This window comes from Mycolicibacterium rhodesiae, assembly GCF_002086695.1.
Taxonomy (GTDB): Bacteria; Actinomycetota; Actinomycetes; order Mycobacteriales; family Mycobacteriaceae; genus Mycobacterium; species Mycobacterium rhodesiae.
The window spans coordinates 208,243-222,969 of the sequence record NZ_MVIH01000005.1 but is presented as its reverse complement, the minus strand read 5'-3'; the positions used below and the strand labels follow the sequence as shown (position 1 = coordinate 222,969).

The 14,727-nt window shown below is 66.2% G+C and carries 18 protein-coding genes; 10 read left to right on the top strand and 8 right to left on the bottom strand.

Annotated features, from left to right (window positions below; genetic code table 11):
• The first annotated feature begins 133 nt into the window (after nt 1-133).
• The 3 genes from BST42_RS13345 (at nt 134) to BST42_RS29360 (ending at nt 2,028) form a co-directional block, all read left to right on the top strand.
• On the top strand, nt 134-445 hold the full coding sequence (locus BST42_RS13345) for an STAS domain-containing protein (RefSeq protein WP_083119223.1): 312 nt from the start codon (nt 134-136) through the stop codon (nt 443-445).
• Nucleotides 446-455: 10 nt separating this feature from the next.
• On the top strand, nt 456-1,277 hold the full coding sequence (locus tag BST42_RS13340) for an ANTAR domain-containing protein (protein ID WP_083119221.1): 822 nt from the start codon (nt 456-458) through the stop codon (nt 1,275-1,277).
• Nucleotides 1,278-1,365: 88 nt separating this feature from the next.
• Nucleotides 1,366-2,028 carry a hypothetical protein gene (locus BST42_RS29360; protein ID WP_133057458.1) on the top strand — a complete coding sequence of 221 codons (663 nt, stop codon included), beginning with the start codon at nt 1,366-1,368 and terminating at the stop codon, nt 2,026-2,028.
• Between the two features lie 3 nt (nt 2,029-2,031).
• Here the strand turns inward: BST42_RS29360 and BST42_RS13325 are convergent, their stop codons facing one another.
• Together BST42_RS13325 and BST42_RS13320 are read right to left on the bottom strand one after the other, a co-directional pair.
• Entirely contained in the window at nt 2,032-2,742 is a 711-nt protein-coding gene (locus BST42_RS13325; protein ID WP_083119216.1) for an SDR family NAD(P)-dependent oxidoreductase, read from the bottom strand.
• 53 nt (nt 2,743-2,795) lie between these two features.
• The gene (locus BST42_RS13320) at nt 2,796-3,368 is read right to left on the bottom strand and encodes a TetR/AcrR family transcriptional regulator (protein ID WP_083119214.1); all 573 of its coding nucleotides are present in this window, start codon (nt 3,366-3,368) and stop codon (nt 2,796-2,798) included.
• A gap of 114 nt (nt 3,369-3,482) precedes the next feature.
• On the opposite strand from BST42_RS13320, the gene BST42_RS13315 reads away from it, so the two are divergent.
• Together BST42_RS13315 and BST42_RS13310 are read left to right on the top strand one after the other, a co-directional pair.
• A complete protein-coding gene (locus tag BST42_RS13315) occupies nt 3,483-4,763 on the top strand; it encodes a cytochrome P450 (RefSeq protein WP_083119212.1) in 1,281 nt (426 codons plus the stop codon).
• The gene (locus BST42_RS13310; protein ID WP_083119210.1) at nt 4,760-4,951 is read left to right on the top strand and encodes a ferredoxin; all 192 of its coding nucleotides are present in this window, start codon (nt 4,760-4,762) and stop codon (nt 4,949-4,951) included. Before BST42_RS13315 ends, BST42_RS13310 begins: the two co-directional genes overlap by 4 nt.
• On the opposite strand, the gene BST42_RS13305 is transcribed toward BST42_RS13310, so the two are convergent.
• A complete protein-coding gene (locus BST42_RS13305) occupies nt 4,945-5,232 on the bottom strand; it encodes a hypothetical protein (RefSeq protein WP_083119209.1) in 288 nt (95 codons plus the stop codon). The two genes, BST42_RS13310 and BST42_RS13305, sit on opposite strands and share 7 nt — an antisense overlap.
• Nucleotides 5,233-5,318: 86 nt before the next feature.
• On the opposite strand from BST42_RS13305, the gene BST42_RS13300 reads away from it, so the two are divergent.
• The 3 genes from BST42_RS13300 (at nt 5,319) to BST42_RS13290 (ending at nt 8,019) form a co-directional block, all read left to right on the top strand.
• Complete coding sequence (locus tag BST42_RS13300; protein ID WP_083119207.1) at nt 5,319-6,089, top strand: helix-turn-helix domain-containing protein; 771 nt, start codon at nt 5,319-5,321, stop codon at nt 6,087-6,089.
• A gap of 107 nt (nt 6,090-6,196) precedes the next feature.
• Complete coding sequence (locus BST42_RS13295; RefSeq protein ID WP_083119206.1) at nt 6,197-7,444, top strand: cytochrome P450; 1,248 nt, start codon at nt 6,197-6,199, stop codon at nt 7,442-7,444.
• Between the two features lie 29 nt (nt 7,445-7,473).
• Complete coding sequence (locus BST42_RS13290; RefSeq protein ID WP_110918589.1) at nt 7,474-8,019, top strand: YceI family protein; 546 nt, start codon at nt 7,474-7,476, stop codon at nt 8,017-8,019.
• 68 nt (nt 8,020-8,087) lie between these two features.
• Here BST42_RS13290 and BST42_RS13285 read toward each other — a convergent pair whose 3' ends face one another.
• Nucleotides 8,088-9,692 (bottom strand): restriction endonuclease, encoded by a 1,605-nt coding sequence (locus BST42_RS13285; protein WP_083119204.1) that lies wholly within the window; start codon nt 9,690-9,692, stop codon nt 8,088-8,090.
• Between the two features lie 209 nt (nt 9,693-9,901).
• On the opposite strand from BST42_RS13285, the gene BST42_RS13280 reads away from it, so the two are divergent.
• Both BST42_RS13280 and BST42_RS13275 read left to right on the top strand, forming a co-directional pair.
• Entirely contained in the window at nt 9,902-10,624 is a 723-nt protein-coding gene (locus tag BST42_RS13280) for a FadR/GntR family transcriptional regulator (RefSeq protein ID WP_083119203.1), read from the top strand.
• Nucleotides 10,621-11,307, top strand: a complete 687-nt coding sequence (locus BST42_RS13275; protein WP_083119202.1) for a sterol desaturase family protein — start codon at nt 10,621-10,623, stop codon at nt 11,305-11,307. Before BST42_RS13280 ends, BST42_RS13275 begins: the two co-directional genes overlap by 4 nt.
• On the opposite strand, the gene BST42_RS13270 is transcribed toward BST42_RS13275, so the two are convergent.
• From BST42_RS13270 to BST42_RS13255, 4 genes are all read right to left on the bottom strand, one after another.
• A complete protein-coding gene (locus BST42_RS13270; protein ID WP_083119201.1) occupies nt 11,297-12,052 on the bottom strand; it encodes a L,D-transpeptidase in 756 nt (251 codons plus the stop codon). The genes BST42_RS13275 and BST42_RS13270 overlap by 11 nt on opposite strands.
• A gap of 150 nt (nt 12,053-12,202) precedes the next feature.
• A complete protein-coding gene (locus tag BST42_RS13265; RefSeq protein WP_133057457.1) occupies nt 12,203-13,393 on the bottom strand; it encodes a DUF7159 family protein in 1,191 nt (396 codons plus the stop codon).
• A 270-nt stretch (nt 13,394-13,663) separates the two neighbouring features.
• Entirely contained in the window at nt 13,664-14,008 is a 345-nt protein-coding gene (gene fdxA / locus BST42_RS13260; protein ID WP_083119197.1) for a ferredoxin, read from the bottom strand.
• Nucleotides 14,009-14,125: 117 nt separating this feature from the next.
• Nucleotides 14,126-14,695: a lipoprotein LppJ family protein gene (locus tag BST42_RS13255; protein WP_133057456.1), complete on the bottom strand. Its 570-nt coding sequence runs from the start codon at nt 14,693-14,695 to the stop codon at nt 14,126-14,128.
• Nucleotides 14,696-14,727 lie beyond the last annotated feature (32 nt).

The window sequence follows — 14,727 nt, the reverse complement described above, 5'->3', positions numbered from 1 at the left end:
GCGACGGTGGTGACCGGCGGCGGCTTGCGGTTTCCGGCAACGGCTGTTCGAACCATCCGCAACAATCGCCGAGTACCGGCAGTTACGGTTTGTGCGTCGGAGCAGGCGTCGAAACGCTCGAGGAGTTGCGCTGATGGCAGAGGCCCAGTTCCGGGTCGCGGCTGGTTCCGATCTGGAGTCGCCACAGGTGGTTGCCTCCGGTGAGATCGACCTGGCCAATGTCGGGCAGTTCCAGGACGTCGTGGCCAAGGCCGCCACCGGGTCTGCCGCGTTGACCGTCGATCTGTCGGACGTCACCTACTGCGACAGTGCGGCGGTGCGTGCGCTGTTTGCGGTGGCCGCCACGGCCGAGCTCACGATGATCATCGCCGATGAAGGGCCGATCAAAACCTTGCTCGGCATCTCCGGTCTTGACCGGGTGGCCACCGTCATCACCAAGGAGTGAGTCGCACACCATGCCCGTCCCCGAGTTCCACCGGCGCGACCTGTCCCAGCAGGAGTTGTTCGACCGGATTCTCGAACGCGTCCACCTCGACCTGCCCCATGCCGTCGGTTTGGCGATCACCGTGCACGACCGCCGTCTCGACGAGGATGAAGTGTCGGTCCTGGCCGCCCGCGGCTACGGCGGCGAGATCGTCGAGGCGCAGCTCGCCGGGCTCGGCGGTCCGGTGATCGACGCCTTCGTTCACCAGATGCCGGTGCTGAGCCTGGATTTGTGGGCCGACGAGCGCTGGCCCGAGCTGAGCCTGCAGGCCATGGATGGCCGGGTGCCCGAGCACAGCGCCGCCTGGCGCGAGGTGCGTGGCGCGGTGTCGGTGCCCGGGGTCTGGAAGGCCGACAGCACGGTCGTGTTGTCCTGCGCGCTGGACCTGCCGTCGACGGCCACCACGGTGACCACCCTCATCGGCTACGAGCAACTGGTCTCCGCGGCCATGGTGTCGGCCGGCGCCGAGGACGAGACCGCCACCGCCGACATGCTCGCGGTCCTGCAATCGCGCGGAGCCATCGAGCAGGCCAAGGGCGCGATCATGGGTCGGCTGATGTGTGAGGCCGACACCGCGTGGGCCACTCTGCGGCGCGCGAGCCACGAATCGAACGTCAAGCTCCGCTCGCTGGCGGTGGCCCTGGTGGAACACATCAGCGGTGCACCGGCAGAACAGCCCGCGGCCGGCTCGCCGATCGTGCCCACCGACCAGGCCCGCCAGGCCGCCGCCTTGTTGTGGGCGGTGCTGACCCATGAGTCGACACCGGTCGAACCGACCGAACCGGCGAGCTGAGCGGCGTGACGGGCATCTCCTGCGATTAGTCCGGAGAAACGCCGCTGCACAGCACGGAAAACGCCGCCCGAGGTGGTTCGCTTAGGCCATGTCAGCTCACGAGCCTCACACCACCCACCCGCCGTCGCGCTGGTTGCCATGGCTGGGCGTCGGCGGAGCATTGACGGCGGTCGGACTGGCGGTCGGCGTGACCGTGGCGTCCGGCTCGTCTGACACGCTGCCCGTCGCCCAGGCAGCACCCACGACGCTGTCGACGACGGCCAGCACGACGGCGACCACGACGTCACCGGCCGCGACGTCGACCTCGAGCGCGCCTGCGTCGTTCACCGCCGATTCCCGGGGCTATGTCGACACCGGCGCACGGTGCGACGAGAACCAGACCCTGATGGCCTACGGGCGCACGTCGAAATCACTTGTGGTGATCTGCGTCAACGCCGACGGCGGACTGGAGTACCGCGGAGTGCGTCTGTCCGACAACGCTCCCCTGCACCTACCGATCACGCGCAGCTCCGACGGGACGCTGGTCGCCGTCAATGACGGTGTCACCTACGCCGTGTCGCCCACCCAGATCCTGGTGTCCTCGGGTGACGACGTCATCTACAAGGACTCGTGGATCGAGTTCAAGGAGGCCAGCTTCTCGCCGACCAGCACCTCGGGCACGGCGAGCAGTTCGGCGAGCGCGACCACGACGGTGAGCACCACCACCGTCACGGTGACATCAACCCCGACGACGACCAAGCCGGCCGGCTGACGCTCAGGTGTTACGGCCGCCGTTCACACCGAGGATCTGACCGGTGATGTAGCCGGCTTCTTCGGAGGTGAGGAACGCGCATGCCGCGGCGATGTCTTCGGGCTTGCCCATCCGCCGAACCGGGGTGGCGTCGATCGTGGCCTGAATGTCGCCCATGTTGCCGCGGGCTTCGGCGTTGCGCAGCATCGGGGTGTCGATGAAGCCCGGCGGCACCGCGTTGACCGTGATGCCGGCCGGACCGTATTCCAGCGCAAGGCTTTTCGTCAGACCGTTGACGCCGGACTTCGCCGCGACATAGGCCGACATGTAGGGCACGCCGGAGTGCGTGCTCGACGAGGAGATGTTGACGATGCGGCCCCAGCCGGCCTCGATCATGTCGGGCAGGACGGCCTGGATGGTGTGGAAGACACCGTGCAGGTTGATGTCGACGATGGTCTGCCACTGCTCGAAGGACAGGTCGAGAAAGCGCCGGAAGCTGTCCTTGCCAGCAGCGTTCACCAGGATCGTGACCGGCCCGAGGGCGGCGTGGATCTCGCCGAGTGCAGCGTCGATCTGCGCGCGGTCGGTGACGTCGGCGACATAGGAGTGTTCGGCCTCAGCGGGGTTGAGATCGATGATCGCCACGGTGTGGCCGTCGGCCCGCAACCGGTTCGCCACTGCCGCACCGATTCCCGAACCGCCACCGGTCACCAATGCCGTCTTCGAGGTGGACACAGGTTTCCCCTTTCCGGCGGACTGACCGCCTGATGAACGAAAGATGGTGAAAATCAGGATGTTCGGCGCGGCGGACGCAAACCGAGCGCCCGCCGGCCGGCGTCGACCAGCTGTGCGTGCAGCCACTCGTCGTCGGCCTCGCGTTTCGGATCGGCCGACCCGGCGATTCCGGCGAAGACGAACTGCGCGCGCAGGTACCCGCCCGGGCCCGGATGGACATCGGCGAGCAGCGCCATCTGACGCGAGATCATGTGTGTCCAATCGCGGTTGGCTCTCAGCACGGTGTGCACGCTCGGATCGGCCGCCAGGACCGAGACCAGCATGGGGTTCTCCACCGCCAGGCGGGCGTAGCCGTTGAGCATCCGTTCGGCCCGGGCCTGCACCCCGCGCAGCCTCTCCGCATCGTCGACCACCGCCGACAATTTGTCGATGATCGGTTCGAGGATCGCGGTCAACAACTGTTCTCGGGTCCGAAAGTGATGGTAGATGGCAGCTTTGGTGAAGCCGAGCTCGTCGGCGATCATCTGCAGCGAGGTCCCGGCGAAGCTGTGCCGGATGAACAGCGCAATGGCCGCGTCGATAAGCCGCTGCCGGGTATCGGGGGTGGCTGCGGCGACGGCGCTCATCGTCGACTCCCTTCGAACTCCAGCTTTACGATCGGCTAGTAAACTACCATACGATCGGCTAGCATCCTCCTTGCCGATCGTATAGGCGATGCCGTGACGTGAAGGGATTCTTCAGTGACCGACGTAGACGCCGTCAACTTCTTCACGGATCGCGGCCTGGTGGCTGATCCGTATCCGTATCTGGAGGCGCTGCAGGCCCGTTGCCCGGTCTCGAAGGAGCCGCACCACGGCGTGTGGATGGTCACCGGATGGGAGGAGGCCAGCGAGGTCGCCGGCGACGCCGACCGTTTCTCGTCCTGCATCGCGGTGACCGGCCCCTTCCCCGGCTTCCCGGTTCCCGTCGAGGGTCGTGACGACGTCGGCGAACTCATCGCCCGACACCGCAACGAATTGCCCTTCTACGACCAGTTGCCTGCGCTCGATCCCCCGGTGCACACCGATCACCGCGCCCTGCTGATGCGGCTGATCACCCCCAAGCGCCTCAAGGAGAACGAGGAGGCGATGGGGGCGATGGTCGACCGTGCGCTCGACGACTACCTCGTCGGCAGCGGCGGTGAGGTGATCGCGGGCTTCGCCCAGCCGTTCACGCTGATGATCATCGCCGACCTGCTTGGCGTCCCCGACGCCGATCGCGACGAGTTCGTCAAGGAGATGGCCAGCGGCGCGCACCACGGCGGCGGCATCGGCAGCGTCAAAGGCGAGAGCCTGGCCAAGTCCCCGCTGGAGTATCTCTACGACAAGTTCAGCGCCTACATCGAAGACCGGCGCGCCAATCCTCGCGGTGACGTGCTGTCCGAGATGGCCGCAGCGACGTTCCCCGACGGCTCCGTGCCCGATCCCGGCGACGTGGCCCGGGTGGCGGCCAACCTGTACTCGGCAGGTCAGGAGACCACCGTCCGGCTGCTCAGCGCCGCCCTGCAGATCCTTGGCGACAACCCGCAATTCCAGGCTCAGCTGCGGGCGGACCGTTCCAAGGTCGGCAACTTCATCGAGGAGGCGCTGCGCTACGAGAGCCCGGTCAAGGGTGACTTCCGCTTATCGAAGGAGCCGGTCACCATCGGCGGTGTGGACGTGCCGTCGGGTTCGACGCTGATGGTGGTCCAGGCCGCCGCCAATCGCGACCCCCGCCGCTTCACCGACCCGAACACCTTCGACCCGTCGCGGTCAAATGCCCGGCAGCACATCGCATTCGGGCGAGGCATACACACCTGCCCGGGCGCCCCGCTGGCCCGGGCCGAGGCGCGGGTGGCGCTGATGCGCCTGCTGGACCGCACCACCGACATCCGTATCAGCGAAGAACACCACGGGCCCGCCGATGCGCGGCGGTACACCTATGTGCCCACCTACATCCTGCGTGGGCTCACCGAACTGCATCTGGAGTTTGATCTCGCATGAAAGCCCACATCGACGACGGACGCTGCCGCGGCCACGGCGTGTGCACCACCGTCTGCCCGGACGTGTTCGCGATGACCGACGACGGCTACGCCGAGGCGATCGTCGACGAGGTGCCTGCCGGGCTCGAGGACAGTGCCCGGGAGGCGGCCGACGCCTGCCCGGAGAACGCCGTCATCCTCGATCAGTAGTTCACGATCGAGCGCCAATAGTCTTCGGGTATCTCGGTATTCGACCGCAACACCATCGCAAGCCCGGTGGCCATCGCCACGCCGAGCAGTCCGAGCCATAGCCCGAACAGACCGACCACCGTCCAGATCACGACGGTCAACGCGGGCCAGGGTGACACCAGGGTCAGCAGCGGGGCGAAGAAGAAGCCGGTGCCGACGAACCACGCCGAGCCGGCGCGGTCGGATCTGAGCACAAAACCAAGCCAGCGCGGAACCGGATGCGGATCACTGTGCCGTGTCATGCTTCCCACGCTCCCCCGCCCAGGTAGGCGAGGCAATTACCTGCGGGGTAATGGCGCAGCGCCGCCGCCTGGGAGATGCTGGCGCAATGGGTGGCACAGCGTTCGGGGATCTGTTGCGCGACTGGCGGCGCCAGCGCCGGCTCAGTCAGCTCGACCTGGCGCTGGAAGCCGACGTCTCGGCCCGGCACGTCAGCTTCGTCGAGAGCGGACGCTCCAGGCCGAGCCGAGCGATGGTGCTCCGACTGGCGGACGCCCTGGCCGTTCCGGCCCGCGAGCAGAATCACCTGCTGCTGGCTGCCGGGCTGGCGCCGGCGTATGCCGAGCGAAGCTTCGACGACCCCGCGATGGCGGCGGTGCGCGCCGGCGTCGATCGGGTGCTCGCCGCTTACGATCCGTATCCCTGTCTGGCGGTCAACCGCAATTGGGATGTGCTGCAGATCAATTCGGGTACCGCTGTGCTGTTGGACGGGGTCGCGCCGCATCTCCTCGAAACCCCGAACGCCCTGCGAATCGCATTGCACCCCGACGGCCTGGCGCCGCGCATCCGCAATCTGGCGCAGTGGCGGCATCACCTTCTCAGCCGGTTACGCAGAGAGGGCGGCGCGGGAAGCGCCTCCGGCCTGCTGGCCGAACTCGAGTCCTACCCCGGTGGCGAAGACGCGTCGACCGATCTCGGCGGGGTCGCGGTCCCACTTGAGGTCGACCGGCTCGACGGGGTGTCCCTGACGTTCCTCTCGATGGTGACGACGTTCGGCACCGCGCTCGACCTGACCGCTGCGGAGCTCAGCCTCGAGGCCTTCCTGCCGGCCGACGAGGCCACCGCCCGGGCGCTGAGACCGCCGTCGGCCCAGCAATAGAACACGTTCTAGTTGCGAGTTTCCTCAACCCGCACCCGACGTCTCCGTGCGTGGTGTAGGCATGGATCACCGGGCACTAGATCACGTCGTATGGAGGTGCGCTTTTTATGCCCAGTCCGAACCTGCCCCCCGGCTTCGACTTCACCGACCCCGACCTGAACAACGCGCGGTTGCCCGTCGAAGAACTCGCCGAGTTGCGCCGGGTGGCGCCGATCTGGTGGAACGAGCAACCCCGAGGCGTCGGTGGATTCGACGACGACGGCTACTGGGTCGTCAGCAAGCACAAGGACGTCAAGGAGATCTCCCGGCGCAGCGATGTGTTCTCCAGCCTGGAGAACACCGCCCTGCCGCGCTATCCGGACAACGCGGCGATCTCGCACAAGGACACCGGCCAGTTCATCCTGCTGAACATGGATGCGCCGCGGCATACCCACCTTCGCCAGATCGTCTCCCGCGCGTTCACGCCGCGAGCCGTCGAGACGTTGCGCGAGAATCTGCGAGAGCGCGCCCAGGCGATCGCGAAGGCCGCCGCCGCGCAGGGTTCGGGCGACTTCGTCGAACAGGTCTCGTGTGAGCTGCCGTTGCAGGCCATCGCCGACCTGATGGGTGTTCCGCAGGACGAACGCAAGAAGCTGTTCGACTGGTCCAACCAGATGGTGGGCGAAGCTGATCCCGAGTTCCACCGCAACGACCCGCAGGGCGCCGCCGGTGAGCTGATCATGTACGGGATGCAGATGGCCGCCGACCGGACGGCCAACCCCGGCGATGATCTGGTGACCAAGCTGGTGCAGGCCGACGTCGACGGGCACAAGCTCTCCGACGACGAGTTCGGCTTCTTCGTGATCCTGCTGGCCGTGGCCGGCAACGAGACCACGCGCAACTCGATCACGCACGGCATGACCGCGTTCGCCGATTTCCCCGACCAGTGGGAACTGTATAAAGCCCAGCGCCCGGTGACCGCGGTCGACGAGATCGTGCGGTGGGCGACGCCGGTGACCTCGTTCCAGCGCACCGCGCTGGAAGACGTCGAGCTCTCGGGTGTGCAGATCAAGAAGGGGCAGCGGGTGGTGATGTCCTACCGCTCGGCCAACTTCGACGAAGAGGTGTTCGACGATCCGTTCACGTTCAACATCCTGCGCGACCCGAATCCGCATGTCGGATTCGGCGGTACCGGTGCGCATTACTGCCTCGGCGCCAACCTGGCCAGGATGACGATCGATCTGATGTTCAACGCCATCGCCGACCATATGCCCGATCTGACGCCACTGGACAAGCCGGAGCGGCTGCGGTCCGGCTGGCTCAACGGCATCAAACACTGGCAGGTCGACTACACCGGTGCCGGCGCAAGCAAGTAGCTTGTGGCACAAGCCGATACAGTCGAGGCGTGACCGATACCTCCTGGACACTGACCGCCGCCGAGGGTGAACTGCAGATATTCACCGGGGTCGGGGGTCCTGCCGCCAAGATGGGGCATCGCCTGACCATCACCTTTTCGTCCTGGCAGGCGCAGGTCCAGTGGCGCGGGGATGACCCGGTCGCGGCCCGACTGGTGGTCGACGTCGACTCGTTGCAGGTCGTCCGCGGTGAGGGTGGCGTGACGCCGCTGACCGGACCGGAGAAGGGTGTGGTCCGCTCGAACGCACTGAAGTCTCTCGATGCCAAGAAATTTCCGCAGATCACCTTCGACACCGACGACATCAGCGTGGCCCCCGGCGGCTACCGCCTCGCCGGCGCCGTCACGATCCACGGCACGACACGTCCACAATCGGTCGACCTGGCCGTCGAGGAGCACGACGGGATGTGGGTGATGTCCACCGAGCTGCCGGTGGTTCAGACCGAATTCGGGGTCAAGCCGTACTCACTGTTCATGGGGACGCTGAAGGTGGACGACGAGGTCACGCTGACGTTCACGGCGCGCCACGCCAAATAGCCGTCGCCGATATCGACACGGCCGCACTATCCGACTTTCCAGCCGTATCACTGTCAACGCGGGACAAGTCAGACTGATGCTGGTGTGTCTGAGGTGGGGTCACGCCAGTCATCAGGCGGCTCGATCCGAGCGATCAGCCCTGCGTGCTGTTCAAGCAAGTACAGGAGGTTGGCCCCATCGATCAACTCAATCGGCTTGTTCTGTGCAAAGTCGAATGAGGCTGTGCCGTAACCGCTTGTCGTTACCAGGATGCCCTTTGAAGCGCCTTCATTCTGGAGTGTGCCGAATAAGTCCCTCACCGCAGATACCCCAACGGTGTTCTTGTATCGCTTCGCTTGAATGACGACCTTGCCGCCAAAGATTGGGCGAGTGTCGTATGCGACACAATCCACTCCACCGTCACGGGACGCGCGGGTCTGACGCGCCTCCAGGCCCATCTTCGTGAAGAGGTTTTGGATCAGGGCTTCAAACTCGCCCGGCGTCAGATCCATCAGGTTCGGTCGGCTGTCCATCCCGCTCATAGCGTCTGTCTCAGCGATGAACCGTGGGTCGACCATCGAAAATTCGACGACTGGCCGCACCGGAGCCAGTTCGGTCGGGCTCCTAGAAACACCGGCGTTCAGGTGCTTCAGACAGGCCGCTGGGTCGACATTGACGAGATCGAGTGCATCAAAGGTTTCCCGCGTGACGCGGACACTGATAAGGCACGGTCGAACTGGCTTACCGGTTCGCGGATCCAGCGTGTCCACGACGCCATTGAAGACAGCTACGTCAAACGCTCGGTTGGCGGAGAAGATAACGTGCAGGCAAAGCAGCGAGAGTTGTGCAATTGAGTTGGCGTAGAACGCTTTAACCTGCCCTGCTGGCCGCGGCGTCGCTTGAACCACGTTCTTGTTCTTCACCCACTTGTACGACTTATGTTTCGGGACTATGCCCTCTCGGGGTAATTCGTACTCGACTACGATTTGACGTGATTCGGGTGAATATCCAACTTTCGCGGCTGGCTCAACGCCTGAGGGTACCTCCATCATCGCTAAGGCGATTTCGACGCTGCGGGTGATCTCGTCTGGCTTCGGCTCGTTTCCGATGCTTGCTGCCGCGCTGGCGGCCTCGCTCGGATTTCGGCTAAGGCCGACCCGTAATAAGTCGTTTAGCTCCGACAGACTGTCCTCGACCTTCTCGTTCTGGAGGTCGACCTGAAAGGCGATGTCATCGGCGGCAAGCAAGATGTCACTGATATCCGCATCCGAGGGCCATAGCGCACGATTTCGTTCGATGCGCTGCCGCAATTCCTTGGCGGCGTGGCGTGCGCATACGTCCTGGGCTATTTGAAGTTCGCGGAGTCGCCACGACTCGCGGCTGACGTAGGCGTGCCACTCTCGCTCGAACCGACGCTCGACCTCCTCGCGGGCCTGGACGCTCTGAAAAGACGACGGCGGGTTCGGTGGCAAGAACTCCTCGCGGAGGGGTCGCGGTTCGGGCATCTCCAGACATTGGGCACGGACCCGTGCAATGGTGCTGTCCATCTCTGCGAGGCCACGCGTGTAGTGGTTCGCTAGCAGGTCGTAGACCCTCTGCCATTCGGCGCGATAGGTCGCAAGCAGCGGCCGTCTTTGGTACATGTCCGCCAGCTCCTGACGTGCGCGCTGGCCATCGCTGTTGAAGAGTCCCACTTGCACCTCCTCCTCGAAGCCTCTTGGCTCAGAGGTCCCCCAGTTCGAGGAGAACGTAACAACTTCTCCAGACAGGGAACCATCCCAGGCTGGTGGACCCCGGAGAACCTGGTGACATTGACGATGTACGGCCCAGATTACGGTTTGGGCGATCTGGCGCACTGGTCTGACCACTTGACCTCTGGCCGTCGCCGGGGCATGCTGGCGGCATGGCACTGCAGCCGGTGAGCCGGCGTTCCGTACCCGAGGACGTCTTCGAGCAGATCCTCGCCGAGGTCCTCAGCGGCGAGATGCAGCCGGGCGAACCGCTTCCTAGCGAGCGACGACTGGCCGAGGTACTCGGCGTCTCCCGGCCCGCCGTACGTGAAGCTCTCAAGCGGGTTGCCGCCGCGGGCCTCGTCGAGGTCCGCCAGGGTGATGCCACCACCGTCCGGGACTTCCGCAGGCATGCCGGCCTGGATCTGCTCCCCCAATTGCTCCTGCGCAGTGGGCAACTCGACGTGTCGGTGGCCCGCAGCATCCTCGAAGCGCGCCTCCACAACGGGCCCAAGGTGGCCGAACTGGCGGCGCGGCGCCACCCGGACGGGCTTCCCGAATTGCTCGAGCACTCGATCGCCGCGCTCGAATCAGCCGAAGACCCGCTCGAGCAGCAGCGGCATGCGCTGGCGTTCTGGGATCACGTGGTCGACGGCGCCGACTCCATCGCATTTCGGTTGATGTTCAACACGTTACGGGCCGCCTATGAGCCGGCACTGCCCGCACTGGCCACCCTGATGGCCGCCGAGGTCGGGCAGACCCAGGCCTACCGCACCGTCGCCCACGCCATCGCGGCGGGCAAACCGGACGAGGCGGCGACAGCAGCCCGTGAACTCCTGGAGCCGGCCACCACCGCGTTGGTGACCGCCCTGACCGCACTGGAGGACCAACAGTGAGCGCATCGACCAACGCCCGCCGCAGTCTCACGCTGGCCGACGCGGGCCGCGAGTTCTGGCGGCACCCCACCCCGTGGCTGTTCCTCGTGGCGCTGACCGGGGCCGTCATCGCCCGCGTCGCGGTCGGCGATTGGCGGCTCGGTGACGCGCTGGTGCCGTTCGCAATTGCCGCGGCATTCCCGTTCCTGGAGTGGACAATTCACGTGGTCGTCCTGCACTGGCGGCCACGCCGCATCGGCCGGTTTACTGTCGACCCGATGCTCGCCCGCAAGCATCGCGAGCACCACATGGCCCCGCGCGACGTCGACCTGGTGTTCATCCCGCTGCAGTCCGCTATCGGAGCGGTGGCCTCGGCGGTGGCAATCGCGCTGCTGCTGTTCCCCCGCACCGGCATGGGGCTGACGTTCCTGGTCGTGATGCTGACCTGTGGGCTGCTCTACGAGTGGTGCCACTACCTGGTGCACACCGACTACAAGCCGAAAACCGCTGCATACCGGGTGATCTGGCGCGACCATCGGCTGCATCACTTCAAGAACGAGCACTATTGGTTCGGGGTGACCACGCCGGGCACCGCCGACCGGGTGCTGCGCACCTATCCCGATGCGGCCTCGGTACCGACCTCGCCGACAGCCAGGAACCTGCACGGGACCGACGCGGAAAGCCCTGCCGCAGTTAAGCGTTGATGACGACCGGGTCCCCGATGTGGACCTGGTTGAAATACCACGAGGCGTTGTCCGGGCTCAGGTTGATACAGCCGTGGCTGACGTTGGCGTAGCCCTGCGAACCGACCGACCACGGCGCGGAGTGCACGTACACGCCGCCCCAGGTGACGCGGACGGCGTCGTTCACGGTGAGCTTGTAGCCCTCCGGGTCACTCAACGGAATACCGATCGTGCGTGAATCCATCACGACGGTGGACTGCTTCTCCAGAACATTGAAGCTGCCCACCGGGGTCGGGTGCTTGGGCTTGCCCATCGATGCCGGCATCTGCCGCGCCACCTGGCCGTCGATGCTGACGGTGAACGTGTGCGCCGAGATGTCGGCGACGCCGAGCACGATCGCCCCGGTGCCGAATGTCCGCGGAATCCCGCCTGCCATCATCGTGATCTCGGAGTGTGCAGGCCAGTACTGGTCGGGCACGAACTGCACGGTCTTGTCATCGAGCCAGTCGAATCGGCCCGCGACCGAGGCCGGTGTCGTCACGCTGATCGTCTGCTGCGCCGCCCACCGATCGGTGATCGGTTTGGTGAACGTGACGGTGATCGGCATGGCCACTCCGACGACCTGACCGTTGGTGGGCGCAACGGAGGCGACCGTCGCGCCGTCGATGGAGGGAGCGACGGCAGCTGAACTGGTTTGCACCGAAGCCGCCAATGACAGAACCGCGATCCCTGCGACGGCGAGTGCGCGTCGAACTGCATTGGCCATGGCTCGGTGTCCTCACGTGGGCGAACAGCAAAGTGAAAGTGTAGATGTTCCGCTCGGCGGCGCACGCCAAACATGCGGTGACATGCCGTAACTGCCCCCGATGGACGACGGAACGCGTGCAATGGCAACACGTCAGCGAAAGCCGGGCGGCTATCCCCCGTGGACGCGCTCCCAGATGCGCTCGCGCAGCGTCTGCTTCGGCGGGTTCACCGGTGGCACGGTGGCCACGACCGGCGGCACCGCCGCGGGCTCGACCGGCGGGAGTGCCTCCGGGTTGGCGTCGACCCCGGCGGGCGGCGCCTCCGGTGGCGGCGCAGGCACATTCATCGTCATCGCGACCACCGGGGCGCTGTCGAAGACCGGCTCGCTGGTGGGTTGCGGCGCCTGAGCCGGGCGCGACCCTTCGTCGGCACTCGCGAGCGCCTCAGGCGCGGACTCGGGCGCCGCCGGCGCGGACCCGGGCGCCTCAGGGGCGGTGACCGGGCGCAGCGGGGGCGTCTCGGCGGTGTTGACCACGTCGCGGTGCGCGGGACGCGCGGAATGGTCGGGCAGCAGTTCGAGGCCGACAGCCACCGAGGCAGACACCACGAATGCCACCACACCGCCGGCCAGCAGGGCCGTCGCACCGCGCAGCGCAACCGATTCGCGGCGGCGGGCCGGCGGCGGCACCGGGAGGTCGAACAGGTGATCGTCGAACATGCCGATGCCGTTCACCGAGGCCAGCGCAGCACCCCGGGCCAGCGCTAGTTCTGCTTCGGCGGGTGCGAAGACCGGAATGCCCAGCATCTGCTCAAGGCTGCGAGCGATCGGCTCCAAACCGTCGCCCGAGCCCAGCAGGACAAGGCCGTCGGGCTCCCATTCGCTGGCGCCCAGCAGCTGGGACAGCCAGTCGATCAGGTCCTCGTCGGATTCCAGGGCGTAGCTGACGGCGGTCTGGACCGTGCCCTCGTGCGCATCGACGATCAACGCGACGATGGCCTCGGGCTCGACAACGCACACCGCGGTGACGTCGGATCCGATGACCTGTCCGATTCCGCGTGCGAAGGCCTCGGTGGCCTCGGGCAGGCGGATGGGGATCACGTTCGCAAAGCCGCAGTCGGCCAACGAGTCGAGCAACAGGGAGGCCTCGACGGAGGCGTCGTCGCTCCATGTCACACCGATGGACTGCAGGCGCTGACCGCCCGCGATGGCCTGTGTGCGTGACAGCGCCTCGGCGACGAACTCCGAGGTGGTCACGGGGCTGAATCCACCGCGGCGCACCTCGAAGGCATCATGGCCCTTCGTTGCGCTTTCGGCTCCGTCGCCTTCGACCAGGACGAGGCCGACGGTGGTTGGGGTCATCGACAGTCCCAGGACGGTCTCCAACTTGAAGCACTCCTCTCCGGTGCAGACTTCGCTGGCCTCACACGGCACGCGCAGAGGCACCGATGGCCTGATGGGCGTACTTCGCTGGAAGCGCCGGAAGTGAACCGGGACAGCGTGGTCGTCTTCGATCTCCGTGGAGCCTACCCGCGCCCGGCCGATACCGGCGAATGAGCGCTGTTTGGTCCCGCTATGGCGACGATGCGATAACGGCGGGCTCGACGATGCCGACGAGGAGTGCGGTGCCGGTCAGGACTGGTGTATTGGCAGCGCGGCGACCAGTGGGGTGTCCACCCCGACCGGGCCGAGTTCGCAGGCTCCGCCCGGGTTGCCGATCGGGCCGTCGCGGCCGGGCAGGACCTCGGTGAAGAAGGCGGCGTTGTCGGCGAGGAACTTTCTCTCCTCGTCCGGCAGGTCGGATTCGAAGTAGATCGCATCGACCTCGCACAGGATCCGGCATGCGCCGCATTCCACGCATTCGACGGGGTTGATGTACATGGTCCGGTCACCCTCGTAGATGCAGTCGACCGGGCATTCCTGCATGCAGGCCTTGTGCTTGACGTCGACACACGCACTGCTGATCACGTAGGTCATGATCAGATTCTATGTGTGACCCGGCGTACCAGGTATGGGTTGAAGGCCCCGGATTCAGGGACCAAAGTCCCTGATTGGGCCGACCCCGGACACGACGGCGCCTGAGATCCGTCCGGCTCAGCGGCGTAGCGCGGCGGTGACGTCCACCCACCCGGTGGCATCCCGGCGGTGATCGGTGGTGTTTCGGCATTCGCCGTAGATCTGCATCGTGGCCCGATTGCTGGTGTCGTCGTTGCGGAAGTAGATGACGGTGACCCCATCCCGGGTGAAGGTCCGCCCGCCAGGGTGGCGATTCGGCGGCATCGCCTCGGTCCAGCCGTCGCTTCGCATGGCCGTCGCGATCGCATCGAAGTACCTCGGCGTCTCGAGAACCCCCGGCACGTCGAAGTTGAGGTACATCGCACCCTGGTACGGCGGCTCGTCGGCGTTCGTGCACGACATCAGCAGATAGCTGGCGCTGACGTTGCCGAGCTTGCCGGTGCCGGCGATCTGGCGCGCGGGCCCGAGTACCTGCGCCCTCGCCTGGTCATCGGTCAGCGGCCGCGCCACCGGGTCGACCGCCGCGCCGCGCAGGTCCCGAAAGTGGTGCAGCGCAACGAAACTCAGGCCCAAGATCAGACTGACCGAGAGCGCTGCGGCGATGAGCAGCACTGCGGGCCGGGAGCGAAGGGCGGTCGCGGCTGGCATGCCATCACGATAGTGACACCGAGCAAAGGACC